Raw genomic sequence first — 22,902 nt, 5'->3', positions numbered from 1 at the left:
CGAAGCGTGACCGATGACCGTAAGCTGCGCCCTGCCGCGCAGAGCGAAAGCGCCGCACAGGAGACCCCGATGCGTATTCTTTTGGTTGAAGACAACCGCGATATCCTCGCCAACCTGGCCGATTACCTGGGCATGAAAGGCTACACGGTCGACTGCGCCCAGGACGGCCTGTCGGGGCTGCACCTGGCTGCCACCGAACACTACGACCTGATCGTGCTGGACATCATGCTGCCCGGTATCGACGGCTACACCCTGTGCAAGCGCCTGCGCGAAGACGCCCGCCGCGACACCCCGGTGATCATGCTGACCGCTCGCGACCAACTGGACGATCGCCTGCAAGGCTTCCGCTCCGGCGCCGACGACTACCTGCTCAAGCCGTTCGCCCTGTCCGAACTTGCCGCGCGCATCGAGGCCGTGCTGCGTCGCGCCCAGGGTGGGGGGCGCCGCGCCTTGCAGGTGGCCGACCTGAGCTACGACCTGGATACCCTCGAAGTGACCCGCCAGGGTCGCCTGCTCAAGCTCAACCCGGTCGGCCTCAAGCTGCTCGCCGTGCTGATGCAGAAGAGCCCGCACGTGCTGCGCCGCGAAGTGCTCGAAGAAGCCCTGTGGGGCGATGACTGCCCTGACAGCGACAGCCTGCGCAGCCACGTCCACCAGCTCCGCCAAGTGATCGACAAGCCTTTCGACAAACCGCTGCTGCATACCGTCCATGGCGTCGGCTATCGCCTGGCCGAGGGCCGCGATGGAGTTTAAGCAAAGCCTTGCCCAGCGCATCATCATCGCCTTCGCGCTGATGAGCGCGCTGGTGGCGGGAGCCTTCGCCTTCGGTATCGTCGCCACTGTGCACCTGGTCGAGGAACGCTTGATCTCCTCGGTGCTGGGCGGCGACCTGCAACGCCTGCTGCGCATGGACAGCGTCAGCGACTGGAGCCATCGCCCACGCCCGGACCAACTGTTCTACTTCAGCGGCGGGCGCGACGATTTCGAGCTGCCCAAGGACCTGCGGCACCTGCAACCCGGCTTTCACGAGGTATTCCGCGACCAGCTGTCGTACCACGCCATGGTCGAAGTGGTCGATGGTCGTCACTACGTACTGCTGCAGGACCAGAGCGACTTCGAAGAGCGCGAGCGGGTGCTGTTCGCGGTGGTGGTGGTGGGGTTTCTGCTCAGCCTGGTGCTGGCCGTGGTGCTCGGCTGGTTGCTGGCGCGCCGGGTGATGGCGCCGGTGATCCGCCTGGCGCGCCAGGTGCGCCATCGTGACCAGCTGCTGGGCCTGGCGCCGCCCCTGGCGCCGGACTACGCAGCGGACGAGGTGGGCCAGTTGGCGGCGGCGTTCGACGATACCCTCGGCCGTCTGCGCGATGCCCTGACCCGCGAGCGCTTGTTCACCAGCGATGTCAGCCATGAACTGCGCACGCCGCTGATGGTGCTGGCCACCTCCTGCGAGCTGCTGATGGAAAACCCAGGACTGGATAGCCGCTCACGCAATCAGGTGGAGCGGATCGCCCGAGCCACCGAAGAGATGCGCGAGCTGGTCAAGACCTTCCTGATGCTGGCCCGCGCCCAACGCGACGAAGGCGCAGTGGCCTCGCGCCTGACCTTGCGCGAAGTGGCGGACGATCTCACCGGCGTATGGCGCGACACCATCGAGCAGAAAGGCCTGACCCTGTATTACGACGGCCGGGTCAGCGCCAGCCCGGTGCTGTACAACGCCACCTTCCTGCAATCGGTGATGGGCAACCTGCTGCGCAACGCGGCGCACTATACCGACAGTGGCTATATCCGCCTCAGCCTCGAGCCCTATGGGTTCAGTGTCGAGGACAGTGGGGTGGGCATACCGGAGGAACAGCGCGAGGCGATGTTCCGCCCCTTCGTGCGCGGCGATGAGCGACGCGGCGAGGGGCTGGGGTTGGGCTTGTCGCTGGTGCAGCGGATCTGCGATGACCAGGGCTGGCGCGTGACACTGACCGCCAGCGCACCCCATGGCTGCCGCTTCCAGGTAGACCTGAGCCAGGGTACGGTCTTGCCAGCCGACTTGGACGATCAGGTGTCAGTCCAGGAGTAAATTTTTGTAAGACTTTGCTGTTTGATGTAATGGATTTTTCACATCGGCATGACCTGGCGCCAACGCTCTGCCTCCTAAGGTAGCGGCATTGGAATCAGGAGATGCCGCATGCGTAGCCCCACCAAGCTTGAGTTTTCCGACAAGTACGACCAGCAACACGCCCACGAATATTTCCTCAAGCACCAGGACGGCCTGGCCCGTCGTCTTTCCCACCAACGTGACGAGCAGTTGGCCCGCCGCGCCCTGGCGCTGGCCGGCGAGCCCGGTCTTGTGCTCGACCTGCCGTGCGGCGCAGGCCGTTTCTGGCCGCTGCTGGCGGAAAAAGCCAACCGCGTCATCATCGGCGCCGACAACTCGGAAGCGATGATCGAGACAGCCTGTGCGTCACAACCGCCGGAAGTAGTGGCAAGGGTACGCCCCTTGCAAACCTCTGCCTTCGCCATCGACCTGCCCGACAACGCCGTGGACAGCATCTTCTGCATGCGGTTGTTCCACCACATCGGCGATGCCGCCCACAGAAAACTTATTCTTGATGAATTTCAACGGGTTAGCCGGGATAGCGTGATCCTTTCGCTGTGGGTGGATGGCAATTTCAAAGCCTGGCGGCGGAAAAAACTGGAAGAGCGGCGCCGCGCCAAAACGATGCGGGACAGTTACCAGAACCGCTTTGTGTTACCGGCAGATACGGTTGAGCAAGAATTCGCCGCCGCCGGCTTCAGGGTTCAGGAGCGTTTGGATTTCCTGCCGTTCTACGCCATGTGGCGTGTCTATGTGCTACGCAAGGGGTGACGGTTTGAAGGCTACAGCTCAAGGTCAGGCATCGCAGTTCGAACATTACTGGCAGCAGCAGGGCGAGTGGGTAGAGGCACCCAACCAGCGACGCGGCGGTGAAAGCGGCGTGCAACGCCTGGACGACGGTAATGGGCAGTTGCTTTATGCCAAGCGCCAGGTTGGCCATATCTACCGTAGCCTGCGCCATCCATTCGGCCGCCCGACGGTATTGCGCGAGGTCGATGCCTTGCAGAGCGTGGAGCAACTGGGCGTGCGCGTGCCGCGCATCGTGTTCTGCGGTGTCGAACGTGATGTCGAGCAACAGTGGCGAGCGTTGCTGGTGAGCGAGGCGCTGGAGGGCTTCGTGGACCTCGACACCTGGCATGCCGAGGGGGCTCGCGAACGTTACCCGGAGGCACTTCACGAGCGCATGCTCAAGGACTTGGCCGACAACCTGGCGCGCATGCACCTGGGCCACTGGCAGCATGGCTGCCTGTATGGCAAGCATGTCTTCGTGAAGGTGCTGGGTGAAGGCGAGCAAGCCCGCGCCGAAGTGGCCTTGCTGGACTTGGAGAAATGCCGACGGCGCATCAGTTGCCAGCGTGCGGCCTACAACGACCTGCACCAGCTTAAGCGCCATTCGTCACTCAACCCGGCAGAATGGCAAACCCTGCTCTACTTTTACCAGATGGCGTTTGGCAGCGCTGTCAAAGGGTTAGGGTAATGAAACTAGAAATAGCTCGAGCTTTGTTTCTGCTTGGTGCGCTGGCGGTCACCACCGTGGCGGTGGCTGCCTGGGAACAGCCGCGTCCGACGGTGTTCAGCAAGGGTGAGTTGCTAAGCCAGTGCGCTTCGCCGCGTGTGGCGAAGCAGGAAGAGGCGAGCAGTGCCAAGCCCGACCAGGACCTGTTGCTGTTCCTGTTCGGCATGCGCCAGGGCTTGCGGCCGTTTGGCTGATGGCTGCTGGTTGACGACCAAGGCCCCGCTGATGCGGGGCCTTGGTGTTCATGGGCCGGGATTTCGTGTCGCCTGTAGCGGCCCGTGCGCACGCTGCAGGAGCGGGCTTGCCCGCGAAAGGGCCGGTACAGGCAACCTCACCCTTGCTGGTTCACCGGCTGGGCCCCAGCCGCCACCTCCCGGTGCGCCAGCAAACTGTAGATGCACGGCAGCACGAACAAGGTGAACAAGGTGCCAATCGACATACCCGTGGCAATCACGATACCGATGTCGAACCGGCTGACCGCCCCTGCACCGGTAGCCAGAATCAGCGGCACCATGCCGAACACCATGGCCGCGGTGGTCATGAGCACTGGCCGCAGGCGAATCGCCGCCGCTTCCTCGATCGCCTCGCGAACCCCCAGGCCCTTCTCCACACGCAACTGGTTGGCGAACTCGACGATCAGGATGCCGTGCTTGCTGATCAGCCCGATCAGCGTCACCAGCCCCACCTGGGTGTAGATGTTCATGCTCGACACCCCGAGGAACAATGGCAGCAGCGCGCCGCAGATCGACAATGGCACCGTCACCAGGATCACCAGCGGGTCGCGGAAGCTCTCGAACTGCGCCGCCAGCACCAGGAAGATGATCGCCAGGGCCAGGCCGAAGGTCACCCACAACGCGCTGCCTTCCTGCACGAACTGGCGCGCCGCGCCAGCGTAGTCGAACGAGAAGCCCTCGGGCGCTTCCTCGCGGGCGATATCGACCACGGTCTGCAACGCCTCGCCGATGCTCACCATCGGCACGCCCTGGATGATTGCCGAGTTCAGTTGCTGGAACTGGTTGAGTTGGCGCGGCCGGGCCCGGTCGCTGAGCGTGATCAACGTCGCCAACGGCAGCAACTGGCCCTGGTCGTTCTTCACGTAGTAGTTGTTCAGCCAGTCGGGGTTATCGCGGTAAGGTCGCTCGACCTGGGCGATCACCTTGTAGCTGCGACCCTCCAGGGTAAAGCGGTTGATCTCCGCCTCGCCGAGCAACGTCGCCAGGGTGCCGCCCAGGGCATCCATGGACACCCCCATCTGCGCCGCCTTGGCACGGTCGATGGACACCACCACCTCCGGCTTGTCGAAGGCCAGGTCGATATCCAGGAAAGCGAACTTGCCCGAGGCCTGGGCGCGGTCCTTCACCCGCTGGGCAACCTCGAGCAGTGCCGGGTAGTCGCCAGCGGTGTTGATCACGAACTGGAACGGCAGGCCCTCGCCCGTACCTGGCAGCGAAGGCAGGTTGAAGCCGAATATCTGCAAGCCGCCGATGTCCTCGAGCTTGGCCTGCACCAGCGGCAGCAGTTCCATCTGCGTGCGGTCGCGCTCGTTCCAAGGCTTGAGCAGGAAGCCGCCGATGCCGCTTTGCACACCGTTGAAGCCGTTGATCTGGAACGACGAGTAATACTCGGGGAAGGTCTTGAACAGCGGCGTGAACTGGTCTGTGTAGGCATTCAGGTAGTCGAGGTTGGCCGGTTGCGGCGAGCTGCTCATCATGAAGATCACGCCCTGGTCTTCCTCCGGGGCCAGCTCGCTTTGGGTGAACATCAGCAGCAGCGGGATCAGGCACAGGACGATGGCGGCGAACACCAGCACCACCGGCCGGCTGTCCAGGGTGCCGTGCAGCAGGCGCTGGTAGCGCACTTTCAGGCGCTCGAAGATCACATCCAGGCGGTGGGCCAGGCCGCTGTCGTTCTGCTCGGGGCGCAGCAGCAAGGCGCACATCATCGGCGACAGGGTCAGGGCGACGATGCCGGAGATCACCACGGCCCCGGCCAGGGTCAGGGCGAATTCCTTGAACAGCGCGCCGGTCAGGCCCTCCAGGAAGCCGATAGGTGCGTACACCGCGGCCAGGGTGATGGTCATCGACACCACCGGCATGGCGATTTCCCGCGCGCCCTCAAGGGCCGCGTCGGTGGGCGTCTTGCCTTCCTCGATATGGCGGTGGATGTTCTCCACCACCACGATGGCGTCATCCACCACCAGGCCGATGGCCAGCACCATCGCCAACAGTGTCAGCAGGTTCAGCGAATAGCCCATCATCTGCATGAAGAACAGCACGCCGATCATCGACAACGGAATGGTCACCACCGGGATCAACACCGAGCGCAGCGCGCCGAGGAATAGGAACACCACGACGATGACGATCAGCACCGCCTCGGCAAGGGTCTTGATGACCTCGTCGATGGAGGCCTGGATGAACAGCGTGGCGTCGTAGGCGATGGACACCTTGAGCGCCGGCGGCAGCTGGGCCTCGAGCTGCGGCATGATGCCCCGCACGGCCTTGATTACCTCCAGCGGGTTGGCTGCGGGCGTGGCTGTCACGCCGATGTACACCGACGGTGTGCCATCGAACGAGCTGACGGTGTCGTAGTTCTCCGCGCCCATCTCCACGCGCGCCACATCGCCCAGCAGCACGCGGCGGTCGCCCTCGGTCTTGACCGGCAGCGCGGCGAAGGCCTCGGCCGACTTCAGCTCGGTGGCCGCGTTAATACTGGTGACCACGTACTCACCCTTTACCTCGCCCGCAGCGGCGAGGAAGTTGTAGCGGCGCACGGCGCTGGTCACGTCGCTGGCCGAGAGGCCAAAGCCGGCCAACTTGACCGGGTCGACCCAGATACGCATGGCGAACACCTGGTTGCCGAGGATTTCCGCCTCGGCCATGCCCGGCAAGGTGGCGAGCTTGGGCTGGATCACCCGCGAGAGGTAGTCGGTGATCTGCGGGTTGCTCATCTCTTTGGAGTAGAAGCTGATGTACATCAGCGCCGAGGCATCGGCGGCCTCCTTGCTCAGCACCGGGTCTTCGGCGTCTTGCGGCAGTTCGTTGCGCACTTCGTTGGCCTTGGCCAGCAACTGGGTGAACAGGCGGTCGCTGTCGGCGCCGATGCGCGCGTAGACCGAGATCACCGAGAAGTTCTGGCGGCTCACCGAGGTCATGTAGTCGATGCCATCGGCACTGGCCAGGCTCTGCTGCAAGGGCTGGGTGATGTAGCCCTGGATGGTCTCGGCGTTGGCCCCGGGGTAGGCGGTGGTCACCGTGATCAAGGCGTTTTCCATTTCCGGGTACTGGCGGATCTGCAGCTTGCTCCAGGCCTGGAAGCCCAGCAGCAGGATCAGCAGGCTGACCACGCTGGCCAGCACCGGGCGACGAATGAAGGGGTCGGTGAATGCCATGCCAACCTCCTTCAGGGCTTGTCGCTGGATGGTTTTACGGGCGGGTCCTGGCTGATACGGATCGCCGCGCCCGGGGTTAGCTTCAACTGCCCGGCGGTGACCACCTGCTCGCCGGCTTCAAGGCCTTGGCTGACAACCACCACGCCATCACGCCGCTCGCCGGTCTGTACAGCGCGCTGCTCGGCAACCAACTGCGCCTGGCCATCTTCGGCCTTCTTCTCGGTGGCCACGTACACCGAGTTGCCATACAGGGTGTAGGTGATCGCGCTTTCCGGTACCACCACCTGCGGGCGTGGGTCGGGCAGCAGCACCAGGAGGCTGGCGAACATGCCGGGCAGCAACTTGCCGTCGGGGTTGGGCAGGGTGGCGCGCACCAGCAGGTTGCGCGTGCTTTCCTCGACCTTGGGGTTGAGGGCGCTGATGGCGGCGCTGAAGGTCTGGCCGGGGAACGCCGCGACCTGCACCTGCACCTGCTGGCCAAGGGCGAGCTGCGGCAGGGCTTGCTCGGGCACGTTGAAGTCGACGTAGAGGCTGGAGAGGTCCTGGAGGGTGGCGATCACCGTGCCGCTGGCGAGGTAGGCACCGATATCCACCTGGCGGATGCCGATGGTGCCGCTGAACGGTGCGCGCATGCTCTTCTTGGCCAACGAGGCCTTGAGCTGGTCGACCACGGCCTGGTTACGCCGGTACTGGGCGCTGAGTCGGTCGAACTCGCCGCGAGAAATGGCCGAGTCGCCGACCAACTGGCTGCCACGGTTGTAGTCGACCTTGGCCAGGCCCAGGTCGGCCTGGGCGGTGCCCAGCAGGGCGGTTTCCTGTTCGCTGTCGAGTTCGAGCAGCAGCTGGCCCGCCTTGACCTGCTGGCCGGAATCGAAGTGCAGGGAACGGACCGTACCGGCTACTTCCAGGCTCAGCTCCACGCCTTGCAAGGCCTTGAGGCTGCCGACCGCCGGCAGGCGCTCCTGCCAGGTGCGTTGTTCGGCCTTGGCCGCAGCCACGCTGATGGGGGGCTTGGGGGCGGAGAACATCTGGATCTGCCGATAGATGGAGAATGCCTTGATACCCGCCAGGGCGAGCACGATCAGCAAGACGACAGCCAGCATGATCAGCATGCGGCGACGAAGCATGGGTCCGGTTCCTTGGAAATCGTTGTTATGGGTATGGCACGACGGCGGGCGCTCCTGCCCATGTGCACTGAGGGGAAGTATTGCCTGATTTGCGGGAAGTGGGGAAGGGCAGGAAGAAATTGTTGCGGGTACCGGTCGGCGCAGAACCTGCAGGCGCGGGCTTGTCGGGGCGCCGAACCGCCGCGAGCACCAGCGTGGCCGGTAGCATCACCCGCGCTGCATCGTTCGCGGGCCCGCTCCTGCAAATCCAGCGGCGTCCTTGCAATCAATCAAACCAGATGCAGGTGGTTGTCCCACAACCCCGAAGGCAGGTTCAGCGGCTGCCCGACCCATTCCGCCTGGCGGCAATCATAGAACCGGCAACGCCCCTGCCCGGAGGTCACCACGAAGCCCTCTTTCACGGCCCCGATCCCCGCACAATCGGGCATCGGCGCATCCAGCCTCACCGCACCGCTGTCCAGGTCCCAGATAAATACCCGGTTGGCCCGTGGTGCGGTCAGCGCCACCAGGCGCAAGTCGCTGTGGATCGCCACGCTGGCGGTGTACTGGGCCATCGATTGCAACTGCCGCTCAGGCACCGGGAAGGCCTTGAACGGCTCGCCCGGGCGCTTGATCGCCAGCAGTTCTGCCATCACCTCGGAGCCGCCCATGAACTGCTGGCAGGCCACGATGGTGCCGTCGGTGCCGACCGCCAGGTGCCGTATGCTGTTCATCTGCTGGGCGAGGGTTTCCTTGCTCAGCAGGGTACCGTCGCGCTGCATCAGCACCAGGCTCGGCTCCATCGCGTCGAGGTTCATTTCCACGCGGCTCTCGGCTTCGGTGCGGATACCACCGTTGGCCACCACCAGGGTTTCACCGTCGGGCAACCAGGACACCTCGTGAGGGCCGATGCCGTGGGTGGAAATTTCCCCCGTGTACACCAGGCGCTCGCCTTCGAAGCGGTACACCCCGAGCACGCCACGGCCTGGGTCGGTGGTGTCGTTCTCGGTGGCGTACAGCCATTCACCGCCTTTGTGAATCACCGCGTGGCCATAGAAATGCCGGTTCGGCTGCGAGGTCACGGTCTGCAACAGGCGGCCATCGCGCAGGTCGACCAGGTAGCTTTCGGTACCGGGGCGACGCGCGACGAACAGCGCGACGGGCTGCTCGGGGTGATGGATGATCGCATGGCAACGCTGGGCCACCTGGGTGGCGAACACCTGGGTGCCGTCCAGGCGGTAGCCCACGGCGTAGTGTCCGCCATCGGCATCGTCGCGCGCCGACAACAGCAGCGGTTCGCTGCCTTTGTTGCGCAGCAGGCTCCAACCGCCGAGGGTCAGGGCGCTGAGCACAACGCTACCGAGTTTGAGGGCCTGGCGTCGCAGCATGATCAGTCACCGTCGTTGGCATTGAAGCCCAGCTGGATGTTCAACGCCTTGGCCAGCTCGCCTTCGTGCAGGCGGTGGACGACGTTGAGGCTGTCGTAGATCTGGTTGAGCGCCTGCTTGCCGGCGTCGTCCTGGAGCAGCTCGGTCAGCGACTTGTCGTTGTCGGCCAGCAGTTTGGCAGCGGTCGCGTAGGCATCGTCGATCTTCTGCGCCAGGGCATCCTGGTCCTTGCCCAGCAGACCGCGCAGGCCCTTGTTGTCGACCCCGAGCCACACGGTCTGGGCGGCCTTGAGCGAGGCTTCCAGGCTCTTGAGCGAGGAATGGCTGCGCCAGGCTTCGGCCTGGAACGGCTGGGGAATGCCTTTGCTCTGCCGACCCATGGGGGCGCCGAGCTTCTTCTTCAACGTGTCCAGTGCGGTGACCTGGGCGCGCAGCAGGTCGGCAATGGCCTCGTGGGAGTCCGCGTAGCGCTGGTTGGGGAACTTGGTCATCTGCGACAGCATGCCGTCGGTGCTGTTCCAGCCCTTGAGGATCTCTTCGGCCAGGGTCTTCTGGTGTTCGCCGATGGCGACCAGCAGCGGACAGTAGCGTGCCTTCTGCTCGGCGGTGGCGAGGTCTGGCTTGCTGTCGAACAGGATGTATTCGTAGGCCGACAGGCCACGCACCACCACGCTGGCCTTGCCCAGGGCAGCGGCATCGACCGGCGCGTCGCCGGCTACCAACTGCTCGACCTGGCGGCCGACCAGGTTCTTCTTGTCGGGCCAGAACTGCACCTGCCAGGCGCGGTTGCCTTCGGCCAGCGGGCCGACCAGTAGCGGCTGCAGCTCGGCCCAGGCTTTTTGCGCGGCGAGGAAGTCGGCGCGGGCCTTGTCCAGCGTTTCCTTGCCTTCGCAGTAGGCCAGGGCGCTGGCGGCCAGCATGCGGTCGGCGTCGACCCAGCGGCTGTAGGTGGGCAGGATCACCTGCTTGGCGATGGCGGCGGAGGTCACGGCCTGTGGGTCCTGCGGGGAGCAGGCACCGAGGGCGAGTGCGGCGAGGCTGGTGAACAACAGTTTGGGACGGAACATGCCCGGCTCCTTGCGCGTTTAAAGTGAATTCAGGAACGCCAGCAGCGCAGCGCGCTGCTCGGCATTGAAGGTCAGTACCTGACGGCGTGCAGCCTCGGCCTCGCCGCCGTGCCAGAGCACCGCTTCGAGCAGGTTGCGGGCGCGCCCGTCATGCAGGAACTGGGTATGGCCGCTGACCGTTTCGGTCAGGCCGATGCCCCACAGCGGCGGCGTGCGCCAGTCCTGGCCGCCGGCCGCGAATTCGCTGCGGTTGTCGGCAAGGCCCGGGCCCATGTCATGCAGCAGCAGGTCGCTGTAGGGGCGGATTACCTGGCCTGCCAGCTCCGGCTCCTCGGGGTTGGCGCCGGTAGTGAATTGAGGGGTGTGGCAGCCTTGGCAGCCGGCCTGGAAGAACAGGGTCTTGCCGGCCAGCACCTGGAGCGAGTCGACATTGCGCCGTGCAGGCACCCCGAGGTTGCGGGTGTAGAAAGTCACCAGGCGCAGGATATTGTCACTGACTTCCTTTTCGCCATCGGCGCCGTCGCCGTTGGGCGCGGTCAGGCACTCGGTCTGTACCTGCGTGCAATCGTCCTCGGGTTTGAGGGTGCTGGTCAGGCCCATGTCGCCGGCGAAGGCATGCACGTTCTGCTGGTTGACGTTGGGCTGTCCCGCTTTCCAGCCGAAGCGGCCGACCACGGTCTTGCCCTCGGCGTCGTCCCACACGCGATTGGCGCGGCCGCGGATCCCATCGCCGTCGCGATCGTGCGGGTCTTCGTTGGCCAGTATCGCCGCCTCGGGAATGGCTTCGAGCAGTCCCAGGCCGATCATCGGCGGGGCGATGCGTGCGGAAAACCGTGTGTCGGGGTGCATCGGGCCGTAGCCCAACTGGGTGATCTGCAAGGTCGGGCGACGCAGCTCGACCTGGTGGCCATCGGCGAAGGCCACGCTGTGGGTATCGTAGGTGACACGCACCTTGCCTTCAGGCTTCACGCCGGGGATGGCCATGTCTTGCAACTGGGTGCCGTAGGTGGGTTCGGGCACCACGCCCAGGCGTTCGATTTCCTTGGCGTAGGCGGGCTGGTCGGGCAGCGACAGGCGCACCAGCATCGACACCGCGTTGCTGGCGTCGGGCTCGGGCGGGTGGCCGCGGCCGTCGCGCACGTGGCAGTTCTGGCAGGCATTGGTGTTGAACAGCGGGCCCAGGCCGTCGCGTGCGGTGGTGGTGGACGGGGCGATCACCCAGGGGCTGCGGAAGAAGCTGTTGCCGACGCTGAAATCCAGGCGCCGCTCGGGCGTGAGGTTGGCCGAGGGCATCGCGAAGGCATTGCGGTCGCTGCGCAGCACGGTCGCCTGGCCACCGGAAAGCGCTTCGCCGGGCTCGGCCTGGGTGAAACGCGGGGCGTCGTCACAGGCGGCCAGGGCGAGGGCCAGCAGCAGGAGGCTTGGGCGAAGCAGGGACATCGATGATCCTGGGCGTGGGGTAAAACCGGCGAGCAAGCTTAGCAAACTGGGGGAAGTGGAATAAGAGCAATTTGCAATTGCTACATGAAAGTGCTGTCAGGAAGAGGTTCTTTTGGCTGTGCTGGCCTCTTCGCGGGTAAACCCGCTCCCACAGGTACGGCGCCACTCTCAAGAGTTGCGGGGACCCTGTGGGAGCGGGTTTACCCGCGAAGAGGCCCTCAAGGCGAATAAAAAAGGCGGCCCGAAGGCCGCCCTCTTGTGAGCCCTCAACTTCGATCAGAATTCGTGATCGGCAGTATCCGGGTTCAGGTTGTCGATGCCCAGCTTGCCTGCGGCCTGCTCGATGGCACCGGTCTGCTTGACCAGCGCGGCAATCGCGTCACGCACGATCTGGTTGCCGGCCGCGTTGTCGGCGGCGATCAGCTGGTCGTAGTGCTCGCCCTTGAGGGCGTGGTCGACGATCACCTGGATCTTCGCCTCGGTGCTTTCCAGGTCAGCCTTGAGGGTGGCGTCGGTGGCCGGGTCGACCTTGGCTACCAGCGAGGACAGGCTCGGGCCGGTCAGCTTGCTGCCGTCGACACGGGCGTACTCGCCCAGGTACACGTTGCGGATGCCCTTGGCGTCGTAGAAGTGCGAGTAGTGGGTGTTGTCGCTGAAGCAGTCGTGCTCGTCTTCAGGCGAGTTCGCCTCCAGGGACACCTTCATGCGCTCACCGGCCAGCTCGCCCAGGGACAGGCTGCCCATGCCGAACAGCATCTTGCGCAGGCCATCGTTGGCAGGCTCTGCTTCCAGGCTCGCGCGGTAGTTGTCGGCGACGTTCGGTGCCCAGTTGCCGACCATTTCCTCGAGGTCTTTGACCAGCAGGTCGGTGACCGCCTTCAGGTAGGTGCGGCGACGGTCGTTGTGACCGCCAGTGGCGCCTTTGCCTTCGAGGTAGTCGGATGCCGGGCGGTTGCCCGCGCCTGGGCCGGTGCCGTTGAGGTCCTGGCCCCACAGCAGGAATTCGATGGCGTGGTAACCGGTGGCGACGTTGGCTTCGGAGCCGCCCAGCTCGTTCAGGCTGGCCAGCTTCTCAGGAGTGATGTCCTTGACGTCGACCTTTTCTTCGCCCACCTGGATCTCGGTGTTGGCGATGATGTTGGCGCTGCCGGCCGGGTTGCCCAAGGCGTGCTCGTAGCTCTTGTCCACGTAGTCGATCAGGCCTTCGTCCAGCGGCCAGGCGTTCAGCTGGCCTTCCCAGTCGTCGATGATGGTGTTGCCGAAGCGGAACACTTCGCTTTGCAGGTAAGGTACGCGGGCGGCGGCCCAGGCGTCCTTGGCAGCCTTCAGGGTGTCGTCGTTGGGCTTGGCCAGGAATGCATCGATGGCGGTTTGCAGCTGCTTGGCGGTGCTCAGCGAGTCGCTGTACACGGCATGGACGATCTCGGCGTAGTGCTTGACCACGGCCTTGGCAGCGGCTTCATCGACAGCGCCCGGCGTCGCGGCGGCAGTGCTGGCGGCAGCAGGTGCCTGGGCTTGCGGCGCGGCGGCCTTGTCATCCTTGCCTTCGCCACAACCGGCGAGAGCGATGGCGATGGCCAGCAGACTGGCGGAGGCCAGAGGCATTCGAATCATTGTGGTCTTCCTGCGTCGAGTGGTTGAACCGTGGGAACCGTGCGTAGTGGCACGCCAAACCGCAACATAATGCGAAAGATTTGCATTTGGTGTAAAGGGTTTGCCACGGATTTCATGAAATGCCCGCGTACGGGCATTGTCGGTGGGTAGGCTAGAGGACCGAGACCTGGTTGCGCTGCGCTTGCCTGAGAAACGCCGTCAGCTCGCGTGACGGCAGGGGTTTGCTGTAGTGGTAACCCTGCCCCTCGTGGCAGCCCTGGGCAATGATGTAGCTCTCCTGCTCGGCGGTTTCCACGCCTTCGGCGATCACTTGCATCCCCAGGCTCTTGCCCAGCTGGATGATGGCACGCACGATGGTGGCGTCGTCGTCGTCATCGAGCAGGTCCTGCACGAAGCTCTTGTCGATCTTGATCTTGTCCAGCGGCAGCGACTTCAGGTAGCTGAGCGAGGAGTAGCCGGTACCGAAGTCATCGATGGCGATCAACGCGCCGGAGCGGCGCAGGCTCAGCAGGTGCTGGGCGGCGGTGCTGATGTCTTCCATCAGGCCGGTCTCGGTGACCTCAAGCTCCAGGCTGCGCGGCGGCAGGCGGTAGATCTGCAAAAGGTTGTTGACCACCCGCGGCAGCTCGTTGTGGTGCAACTGCACGGTGGACAGGTTGACCGCCATGCGCAGTTCGCTGAAGCCCAGGTCGTGCCATTCGCGCAGCTGGCGGCAGGCCTGGTCGAGCACCCATTCGCCGATGCTGATGATGTTGCCGTTCTGCTCGGCCAAGGGAATGAACTGATCGGGCGGCACCATGCCCAGGTCCGGGTGCTGCCAGCGCAGCAGCGCCTCGACCCCGACCACGCGGTGGTCGCGGTAGCTGACCTGGGGCTGGTACACCAGGTACAGCTGGTTGCGCGGCAGGGCTTCGCGCAGGTCTTTCTCCAACTCGCGGCGCCGCCGCATCTCGCTGTCGACACTGGCGATGTAGAACTGGTAGCGGTTGCGCGAGCGGGCCTTGGCCAGGGTCATGGTCTGTTCGGCCTTTTGCAGCAGTTTCTCGGTGCTGTCGCCATCCTCGGGGAACAGGGTGATGCCGATGGTGGCGCGCAGGCGGATCTCTTGCAGGTCGAGGGCGAACGGCACTTCCAGGTCGTCGAGGATGCTCTGGGCCAGCTCTGCGGCCTCGTAGGGCTGCTCGATGTTGGCCTGGACCAGGGCGAACTGGTCGCCGCCCAGGCGAGCGAGGGCGCCCAGGCGGCCACTATGGGCGCGCAGGCGGTCGGCCAGGGCCAACAGCAGTTGGTCGCCGACCTGGTAGCTGAACTGTTCGTTGATGCCCTTGAAGTCGTCCAGGCCCACGCACAGCACTGCCACCCGATGTTGCAGGCGCCCGCCGTCGGCGAGGATCTTGTCCAATTGGTGCTGCAACTGCTGGCGGTTGGGCAGGCCGGTGAGGAAGTCGTACTGGGCCATGCGTTGCAGGCTGTTTTCTGCCTCATGGCGCAGGTGCGTGTTGCGCTCGATCGAGGCCAGCAATTGGTTGGCGGTGTTGACCCAGATGCCCAGTTCGTTGCGCTCGTGGCCCTTGAGCAAGGGAATCTGGTGCTGGCTGGGGCGGTCGGGGTTGATCTGGGTGAGGTGCTCGATGATCTTCGACAGCGGCTTGGTCAGCAGCCAGTGGTAGACCAGGTACAGCACTAGGCCCATGGCCATGGCCCGCAGCACCCCGGAAATGAAGATGATCACCGCATTGATCAGAAAGCCCTGGCCGTAGCCGGCGGTGTCCAGGGTGATGTTCAGGTCGCCGTAGTACTCGCTGTAGGGCCCGCGGCCGACCAATTGCGTGGTGAAGGTTCGTTCCTGGCCGAGGATCAGGTCGGTCAGCCAGCGCAGCGACGACGCCTGCAAGGGGCGGGACTTTTCCGCCAGCATGGTTTCGTTGGGGTGGCCGATCGCCGCCATGCGCACGGCCTGGTCCTGGAACAACCCTTCCATGACCTGCATGCCCATTTCCCGGTCGAGACTGTACACCGCCTGGGTGGAAGGGTCGCGGAACATGTCGAGGATACGCTGGGCGTCGTGGTTGACGGCCTGGCGCGTCTTGTACGCGTCGTAGACGATCTGAGCGCAACTGAGGACGACACCGACCGCCAGCGCCGAAAGCAGCACGACCCTGAGCAACTTGACGGATAAGCTGTTCCGAAATTCCAGCTTCAATGGGGTTTCCTTAATCCATGCGCGTGCCATTATTTTGCCATCAATTGCTGGCAATACACTATTGACCCGTTTGCCGCGGCATTCGACGTTCTGGTCGATGGATCTGCCCCTCGGCACTGTATCGGTTGTTCGGCCCAGCGACTTGAGTGTGCGGCGTCAACTTTCCAGAAGATTGATGTTAGCGCGCTATCGGCTGCGAGCAAGAGGGGGGCTTGAGGCATGCTAGCCAAAAGCCATAAAAAAACCCGGCCGAGGCCGGGTTTTTTATAGGGCTGACGAAAATCAGGCCTTGAAGGTCTTGCCTTCGAACTGCTGGGCGACGAATTCCCAGTTCACCAGGTTCCAGAACGCCTCGACGTATTTCGGGCGCAGGTTGCGGTAGTCGATGTAGTAGGCGTGTTCCCAGACGTCGCAGGTCAGCAGCGGGGTGTCGCCGCTGGTCAGCGGGCAGCCGGCGCCGATGGTGCTGGCCAGGGCCAGGGAGCCGTCGGCCTTCTTCACCAGCCAGCCCCAGCCGGAGCCGAAGGTGCCGACGGAAGTCTTGGTGAACTCTTCCTTGAACTTGTCGAAGGAACCGAAGGCCTTGCTGATGGCGTCGGCCAGGGCACCGGTTGGCTGGCCACCGCCGTTTGGCGACAGGCAGTTCCAGTAGAAGGTATGGTTCCAGACCTGGGCGGCGTTGTTGAAGATGCCGCCGGAGGAGCTCTTGACGATCTCTTCCAGGGTCTTGCCTTCGAATTCGGTGCCTGGGACCAGGTTGTTCAGGTTCACGACATAGGTGTTGTGGTGCTTGTCGTGGTGGAACTCCAGGGTTTCCTTGGAGATGTGCGGCTGCAGGGCATCGTGGGCGTACGGCAGCGGCGGCAATTCAAAAGCCATGGTGGAATCTCCTGATTCAGGTCTAGTTCGCGGTTTGCGCAAGGCCGATCACGGGCGGCCCTATGAGCGTCGGCGAGTTTTTACTCTTTGCGACGCAAGGGCTGGATCATAGCACCAGCCCCCGCGCATAACCACGCAACAACCGTAGGGAATAAAGGTTCCAGAGCTGTTCGTGTGGTTCGTCGCACCGTGTTGACCTCGTTGCGGGTACGTCACCTTGCTGAGGACGGTGGTGGACCTGTGAAGCGGATCTACCCGCGAGGCAGTCAACGAAATCGTCACGGCGAATAATGAAGGGCTCAGTTGAAGATCAACTGCGCCGCCACCGCAAACATCATCACCGCCACCATCAGGTCGAGCAGGCGCCAGGTGCTGGGGCGCGCCAGCCACGGCGCCAGCCAGGCTGCGCCGAGGGCAAGGGTGAAGAACCACACCAGGGATGCGCTGGCCGCACCGGCCACGTAGGCGCCGGGCACGGTTTGCTGGGCGCCGAGCGAGCCGATCAGCAGCACGGTGTCCAGGTATACGTGAGGATTGAGCAGGGTCACCGCCAGGGCGCTGAGCAATACGGCTCGACGCGAGCGCAAGCCCAGGCCTTCCTGCTGCTCCAGGCTCTGCGTCGAGCAGGCGCGCTGCAGCGCCTTGGCGCCGTACCAGATCAGGAACAGCGCGCCACCCCAGCGCGCAGCGGCAAGCAGGGTCGGGTTGTGCGCCAGCACCGTGGCCAGGCCGAACACCCCGGCGGCCACCAGGACCGCGTCGCACACCACGCACAGCAAGGCCACCGGCAGGTGGTGCTCGCGGCGCAGGCTTTGCGCCAGGACGAATGCATTCTGGGTACCGATGGCCATGATTAGGCCAAAGGCCACCAGCATGCCGTTCATATAGCTTTGCCACATCGCAGGAACACTCCACGGGCGCAGACCCGGAAGGCTGCGCGGATGATCGAAGAAGATGCTGGCCATTATGGCGAGGCGGCCTGTATAAGAAAAACCAATAGAGCTCATCAGGCATTAGGAAAATCGATGTTCGATTACAAATTGCTCGCCGCCCTCGCCGCAGTGATCGAGCAAGGCGGTTTCGAGCGTGCGGCGCAGGTGCTGGGCCTGTCGCAGTCGGCGGTGTCCCAGCGCATCAAGCTGCTGGAGGCGCGGGTCGGTCAGCCGGTGTTGGTGCGCAGTACGCCGCCCGGTCCTACCGAGGTGGGGCGGCAGTTGCTCAACCATGTGCAGCAGGTGCGACTGCTCGAACGTGACCTGCAGCGCCAGGTGCCGGCACTGGACGAGGAGGGCGCGCCCGAGCGCCTGCGCGTGGCGCTCAATGCCGACAGCCTGGCGACTTGGTGGGCGGGGGCGGTCGGGGATTTCTGCGCCGGGCAGCGGGTGTTGCTGGACCTGGTGGTGGAAGACCAGGAAGTCGGCCTCAAGCGTATGCGTGCGGGTGAAGTGGCGGCCTGCCTGTGTGGCAGCGAGCGTCCGGTGGCCGGGGCGCGTAGCCTGCCGCTGGGGGCCATGCGCTATCGGGCACTGGCAAGCCCGGCGTTCATGGCGCGGCATTTCCCAAAGGGCTTCGAGGTGTCGAGGCTGGCCCGTACCCCGGCGGTGGTGTATGGCCCGGACGATTTCCTGCAACACCGCTACCTGTCTTCACTGGGTATCGACGAAGGTTTCCTGCATCATCTGTGCCCCTCGTCCGAGGGCTTCCTGCGCATGACCGAAGCCGGCCTGGGCTGGGGGCTGGTGCCTGAGTTGCAGGCGCGCGAGCAAATGGCCAGCGGGCGGCTGGTGGAAATCTGCAGCGATACGCCGATCGACGTGCCGTTGTACTGGCATCATTGGCGCAATGGCGGGCAACTGCTCGGGCAACTGACCGAACATCTGCGTAAGGCGGCGCCGGGTTGGCTGGTGCCGTTCCCGGCGTGAACGGCGTCAGTTGCATCCTTCTGTAATCTGGTAAGGCGGAGTCTTCCTACATGTTAATTCTGGTCACCGGCGCGAGCGGCTTCATTGGTGGACGCTTTGCGCGCTTCGCCCTGGAGCAGGGCCTTCAGGTGCGAGTCAGCGGTCGCCGTGCCGAGGGCATGGAGCACCTGGTCAAGCGCGGTGCGCAGTTCATTCCGGGCGACCTGGGCGATGCCGACGTGGCCCGGCGCCTGTGCCAGGGCGTGGACGCGGTGGTGCATTGCGCGGGCGCGGTGGGCACCTGGGGGCGCTACCAGGACTTCCATCAGGGCAATGTGGTGGTCACCGAGAACGTCGTCGAAGGTTGCCTCAAGGAACACGTGCGGCGCCTGGTGCACCTGTCGTCGCCCTCTATCTATTTCACCGGCCGCTCGCGCCTGGATATCCGCGAAGACCAGGTGCCGCGCCGCTTCCACGATCACTACGCGCTGACCAAGCACCTGGCCGAGCAGAAAGTCTTCGGCGCCCAGGAATTCGGCCTTGAGGTATTGGCCCTGCGCCCGCGCCTGGTCACCGGTGCCGGCGATACCAGCATCTTCCCGCGGCTGATGCGCATGCAGGCCAAGGGGCGCGTGGCGATCATCGGCAATGGCCTGAACAAGGTCGACTTCACCAGCGTGCACAACCTCAACGATGCCTTGCTCAGCGCGCTGTTCGCCGAGAAGCAGGCGCTGGGCCAGGCCTACAACATCAGTAACGGCCAGCCGCTGCCGTTGTGGGATGTGGTGAACTATGTAATGCGGCAGATGAACCTGCCGCAGGTTACCCGCTACCGTTCCTACGGCCTGGCTTATAGCGCGGCAGCGCTCAACGAGGCCGCCTGCATGCTCTGGCCGGGGCGCCCGCAGCCGACCCTTTCGCGCACCGCGATGCAGGTGATGAGCAAGGACTTCACCCTCGATATCAGTCGCGCGCGGCAGTATCTGGACTATCGCCCCAAGGTGAGCCTGTATACCGCGCTGGATGAATTCTGCGCTTGGTGGAAGAACCTACCGGGCGCGTGATGGTCATCAGTGCGCCCCTTGCGGTTTATACTCATGCCCATTTGCTACTACTGCGGTTGAACGAGCCATGCGTAACGACGCCCACGACGATTTCGACGATGTACCCCCCCTGCGCGCCGGCACCCCGGATGACGACGAACTGCTGCCGGCCCACGTCGCGCGCACTCGCCAGAAGGCTGCGCGGCCTGCCAGCACCGGCCCGCTGTGGGCGCTGCTGGGCGCCGCGTTCATTGCCGTGGCCGGCATCGGCTGGTGGAGCTTCCAGCAGATCTCGCTGATGGAACAGCAACTGGTGGCCACCCAGGAAAGCTTCGCCCGTATCAGCGAGGAGGCGGCGGGGCGTTTGCAGGCGATCAGCGGCAAGGTCGAGGCCAGCGAGTCCACGGCCAGCACCGGCAGCGAAGCGCTGAAATTGCAGATCACCCAGTTGCAGGCGCGCCTGGCCGAGCAGAGCAAGCAGCAGGAAGGGGTGGCCGGGCAGGCGGGGGACCTGGGCAAGCGCCTGGAGCAGGTGCTGGCCGATACCCGTGCGCAGCAGAAGGTGGTGACCGAACTGCAAAGCCAGCTGCAGGCGCAACTCAAGGCGGTGAACGGCGAGTTGGCTGCGCTCAAGTCGGGCCAGTTGGATGGGGGCAAGCTCGATGGCCAGATCAAAAGCTTGAACGAGGAAATAGCTGCGCTGAAGAGGCAGGGCAATCCGAAGGCTGCAATCGAAAGCCTCGAGCAGGATGTGCTGGTGCTCAAGAGCCAGGTTGAGAACCGCCCGGCGACGCCTGCCGCAGGCGGTGCCTCGGTGCAGGAGTTCGATGCCTTCCGTGGGCAGACCACGCGCAACATCAACACCCTGCAAAGCCAGATCCAGAACCTGCAACAGCAGATCAACGCCCGGCCATAAGTGCCCTGTAGGAGCGGGCTTGCCCGCGAGGCACACACCGCGGTGCATGGCACCGGCTCTGCCGGTGTTCGCGGGCAAGCCCGCTCCTATAGGTCTGGCGTGCTACGGAATTGCGACCTTACATCCGCGGATAATCGATATACCCCACCGGCCCCTTGGCATAGAAGGTTTCCGGGTGCGCCTCGTTCAGCGGTGCATCAGCGGCCAGGCGTGCCGGCAGGTCGGGGTTGGCGATGAACGGCACGCCGAAGGCCACGGCATCGGCGGTTCCATTGCTCAGCGCGGCATTGGCGCTGGCCTTGGTGAAACGTTCGTTGACGATGTACGGGCCGCCGAAGGCCTCCTTGATCAGCGGGCCGATGCTGTCGTCGCCTTCCTTCTCCCGCGAGCAGATGAACGCCACACCGCGCTTGCCCAGCTCACGTGCGATGTAGGTGAAGGTTTCGGTGAGGTCGCCATCGCCCATGTCGTGGAGGTCGGCGCGTGGCGACAGGTGCACACCCACGCGTTGCGCCCCCCATACCTCGATGGCCGCATCGGTCACTTCCAGCAGCAGGCGCGCACGGTTCTCCAACGAGCCACCGTACTGGTCGGTGCGCTGGTTGGTGCTGCTTTGCAGGAACTGGTCGAGCAGGTAGCCGTTGGCACCGTGAATTTCCACGCCATCGAAACCGGCAGCCTTGGCGTTCTCCGCGCCTACTCGGTAGGCCTCGACGATGTCGGCGATTTCCTCGGTTTCCAGGGCGCGCGGGGTGGGGTAGTCGGCCAGCGGACGCACCAGGCTGACGTGCCCCTTGGGCTGGATGGCGCTAGGGGCAACCGGCGGCTCGCCATTGAGGTACATCGAATGGGAAATGCGCCCGACGTGCCACAGTTGCAGGAAGATCCGCCCGCCAGCGCCGTGCACCGCCTGGGTCACGTTGAGCCAGCCACGCACCTGGTCGGTGGACCAGATACCGGGGGTGTCGGGGTAACCGACGCCCATCGGCGTCACCGACGTCGCCTCGCTGAGAATCAGCCCGGCGCTGGCGCGTTGCACGTAGTACTCGGCCATCAGCGCGTTGGGTACGCGGCCTTCGTCGGCGCGGCAGCGGGTCAGCGGGGCCATGATGATGCGGTTGGGCAGCTCGAGGTCGCCCAGGGTGATCGGGTCGAAAAGCGTAGTCATGCTGTAAGCCTCGCGTGGGTCAGTTGGATGCAGCGGCCAGTTCGGTCTCGCGACCGCGCTGGCTGAGGGTGATGAGGGTGACGATCAGTGCCAGTCCCGCCAGGGCCGCAGCGGCCAGGGGCACGCGGGTCAGGCCCAGGCCCTGGGCGATGACCACGCCGCCGACCCAGGCGCCCAGGGCGTTGCCCAGGTTGAAGGCACCGATGTTCAGGGTCGATACCAGGTTCGGCGCGGCCTTGCCATAGAGCACGACGTTCACTTGCAGGGCAGGCACTGCGGCGAAAGCGGCGACCGCCCAGAGGAACAGGGTGATCTCGGCGGGAATCAGTGCGCTGACGGTCCAGCTGAGCAGGCTGGACACCAGCGCCATGGCGACGAACACGCCCACCAGGGTGGCCCCCAGGCGGCGGTCGGCCAGCTTGCCGCCAAGGATGTTGCCCAGGGTCAGGCCGATCCCGATCAGCATCAGGGTCCAGGTGATACCCCGTGGCGAAACGCCGGTAACCTCGCCAAGCAGCGGCGCGACATAGGTGAACAGGGCGAACACAGAGGCCGAGAACATCACGGTCATGCTCAGCGACAGCCAGATACCGGCACCCTTGAGTGCGGCCAGCTCTGCGCGCATGTCGACCGCTTCGGCATCGCGTTGCAAGGGCAGGTAGCGGATCAACCCGATCAACGCGACCACGCCGATGGCGGTCACCGCCCAGAACGTCGAACGCCAGCCCATGGCCTGACCCAGGGCGGTGCCCAGCGGCACGCCGAGCACGTTGGCCAGGGTCAGTCCGGTGAACATCAGGGCCACCGCCGAGGCGCGCCGGTTGGCCGGTACCAGGCTGGCGGCCACCACCGAGCCGATGCCGAAGAACGCACCGTGGCACAAGGCCGTGACCACCCGGGCGAACATCAGCAGGTTGTAGTCGCTGGCCACGGCGCACAGCAGGTTGCCGACGATGAACACGCCCATCAGCACCACCAGCGCAGCCTTGCGCGGCAGGCGGGCGGTGGCCAGGGCCATGAACGGCGCGCCAAGGGCCACGCCCAGGGCGTAGCCGGTCACCAGCCAGCCTGCGCGGGGAATGGTCACGCGCAAATCCTGGGCCACCTCGGGCAGCAGGCCCATGATGACGAACTCGGTGGTGCCGATGGCGAAGGCGCTGAGCGCCAGGATCATCAGGGAAAGGGGCATC

At 64.7% G+C, this 22,902-nt stretch carries 19 protein-coding genes; 8 read left to right on the top strand and 11 right to left on the bottom strand.

The features are described 5' to 3' along the window. Positions 1 to 69: 69 nt before the first annotated feature. From colR to RAC97_RS12755, 5 genes are all read left to right on the top strand, one after another. Entirely contained in the window at positions 70 to 753 is a 684-nt protein-coding gene (colR, locus tag RAC97_RS12775) for a two-component system response regulator ColR (protein ID WP_279805076.1), read from the top strand. After that, complete coding sequence (locus tag RAC97_RS12770) at positions 743 to 2,065, top strand: sensor histidine kinase (protein WP_375101162.1); 1,323 nt, start codon at positions 743 to 745, stop codon at positions 2,063 to 2,065. The genes colR and RAC97_RS12770 overlap by 11 nt, the downstream gene beginning before the upstream one ends. Positions 2,066 to 2,173: 108 nt before the next feature. Beyond that, positions 2,174 to 2,854: a class I SAM-dependent methyltransferase gene (locus RAC97_RS12765; RefSeq protein ID WP_375101163.1), complete on the top strand. Its 681-nt coding sequence runs from the start codon at positions 2,174 to 2,176 to the stop codon at positions 2,852 to 2,854. 4 nt (positions 2,855 to 2,858) lie between these two features. After that, positions 2,859 to 3,560 carry a lipopolysaccharide kinase InaA family protein gene (locus RAC97_RS12760; protein ID WP_375101164.1) on the top strand — a complete coding sequence of 234 codons (702 nt, stop codon included), beginning with the start codon at positions 2,859 to 2,861 and terminating at the stop codon, positions 3,558 to 3,560. Further along, entirely contained in the window at positions 3,560 to 3,793 is a 234-nt protein-coding gene (locus RAC97_RS12755; RefSeq protein WP_375101165.1) for a hypothetical protein, read from the top strand. The genes RAC97_RS12760 and RAC97_RS12755 overlap by 1 nt, the downstream gene beginning before the upstream one ends. 137 nt (positions 3,794 to 3,930) lie before the next feature. On the opposite strand, the gene RAC97_RS12750 is transcribed toward RAC97_RS12755, so the two are convergent. From RAC97_RS12750 to RAC97_RS12710, 9 genes are all read right to left on the bottom strand, one after another. Further along, positions 3,931 to 6,987, bottom strand: coding sequence for a multidrug efflux RND transporter permease subunit (locus RAC97_RS12750; RefSeq protein WP_375101166.1), 3,057 nt, complete (start codon positions 6,985 to 6,987; stop codon positions 3,931 to 3,933). Between the two features lie 11 nt (positions 6,988 to 6,998). Next, positions 6,999 to 8,114 carry an efflux RND transporter periplasmic adaptor subunit gene (locus RAC97_RS12745; protein WP_375101167.1) on the bottom strand — a complete coding sequence of 372 codons (1,116 nt, stop codon included), beginning with the start codon at positions 8,112 to 8,114 and terminating at the stop codon, positions 6,999 to 7,001. Positions 8,115 to 8,383: 269 nt separating this feature from the next. After that, on the bottom strand, positions 8,384 to 9,481 hold the full coding sequence (locus RAC97_RS12740) for a DUF1513 domain-containing protein (protein WP_375101168.1): 1,098 nt from the start codon (positions 9,479 to 9,481) through the stop codon (positions 8,384 to 8,386). 2 nt (positions 9,482 to 9,483) lie between these two features. Next, positions 9,484 to 10,548 carry an imelysin family protein gene (locus tag RAC97_RS12735; RefSeq protein WP_375101169.1) on the bottom strand — a complete coding sequence of 355 codons (1,065 nt, stop codon included), beginning with the start codon at positions 10,546 to 10,548 and terminating at the stop codon, positions 9,484 to 9,486. 18 nt (positions 10,549 to 10,566) lie between these two features. Further along, entirely contained in the window at positions 10,567 to 11,988 is a 1,422-nt protein-coding gene (locus RAC97_RS12730) for a di-heme oxidoredictase family protein (RefSeq protein ID WP_375101170.1), read from the bottom strand. A 276-nt stretch (positions 11,989 to 12,264) separates the two neighbouring features. Continuing rightward, a complete protein-coding gene (locus tag RAC97_RS12725; protein WP_375101171.1) occupies positions 12,265 to 13,602 on the bottom strand; it encodes an imelysin family protein in 1,338 nt (445 codons plus the stop codon). A 151-nt stretch (positions 13,603 to 13,753) separates the two neighbouring features. Further along, the gene (locus RAC97_RS12720) at positions 13,754 to 15,805 is read right to left on the bottom strand and encodes a putative bifunctional diguanylate cyclase/phosphodiesterase (protein WP_375101172.1); all 2,052 of its coding nucleotides are present in this window, start codon (positions 15,803 to 15,805) and stop codon (positions 13,754 to 13,756) included. A 282-nt stretch (positions 15,806 to 16,087) separates the two neighbouring features. After that, a complete protein-coding gene (locus RAC97_RS12715) occupies positions 16,088 to 16,684 on the bottom strand; it encodes a superoxide dismutase (protein WP_375101173.1) in 597 nt (198 codons plus the stop codon). Between the two features lie 299 nt (positions 16,685 to 16,983). After that, entirely contained in the window at positions 16,984 to 17,583 is a 600-nt protein-coding gene (locus RAC97_RS12710) for a LysE/ArgO family amino acid transporter (RefSeq protein WP_375101174.1), read from the bottom strand. Between the two features lie 126 nt (positions 17,584 to 17,709). On the opposite strand from RAC97_RS12710, the gene RAC97_RS12705 reads away from it, so the two are divergent. From RAC97_RS12705 to RAC97_RS12695, 3 genes are all read left to right on the top strand, one after another. Further along, complete coding sequence (locus tag RAC97_RS12705; protein WP_375101175.1) at positions 17,710 to 18,606, top strand: LysR family transcriptional regulator ArgP; 897 nt, start codon at positions 17,710 to 17,712, stop codon at positions 18,604 to 18,606. Positions 18,607 to 18,656: 50 nt separating this feature from the next. After that, entirely contained in the window at positions 18,657 to 19,649 is a 993-nt protein-coding gene (locus RAC97_RS12700) for an NAD-dependent epimerase/dehydratase family protein (protein ID WP_375101176.1), read from the top strand. A gap of 67 nt (positions 19,650 to 19,716) precedes the next feature. After that, positions 19,717 to 20,544: an ATPase gene (locus RAC97_RS12695; protein WP_375101177.1), complete on the top strand. Its 828-nt coding sequence runs from the start codon at positions 19,717 to 19,719 to the stop codon at positions 20,542 to 20,544. Between the two features lie 118 nt (positions 20,545 to 20,662). On the opposite strand, the gene RAC97_RS12690 is transcribed toward RAC97_RS12695, so the two are convergent. Continuing rightward, positions 20,663 to 21,712, bottom strand: coding sequence for an alkene reductase (locus RAC97_RS12690; RefSeq protein ID WP_375101178.1), 1,050 nt, complete (start codon positions 21,710 to 21,712; stop codon positions 20,663 to 20,665). 19 nt (positions 21,713 to 21,731) lie between these two features. Beyond that, complete coding sequence (locus RAC97_RS12685; RefSeq protein WP_375101179.1) at positions 21,732 to 22,901, bottom strand: MFS transporter; 1,170 nt, start codon at positions 22,899 to 22,901, stop codon at positions 21,732 to 21,734. Position 22,902 lies beyond the last annotated feature (1 nt).

The sequence above is a fragment of the Pseudomonas sp. LS_2 genome, from assembly GCF_042709235.1.
Taxonomy (GTDB): Bacteria; Pseudomonadota; Gammaproteobacteria; order Pseudomonadales; family Pseudomonadaceae; genus Aquipseudomonas.
Note: the sequence above shows the minus strand (reverse complement) of the source record. Positions and strands in the feature narration are given on the sequence as shown.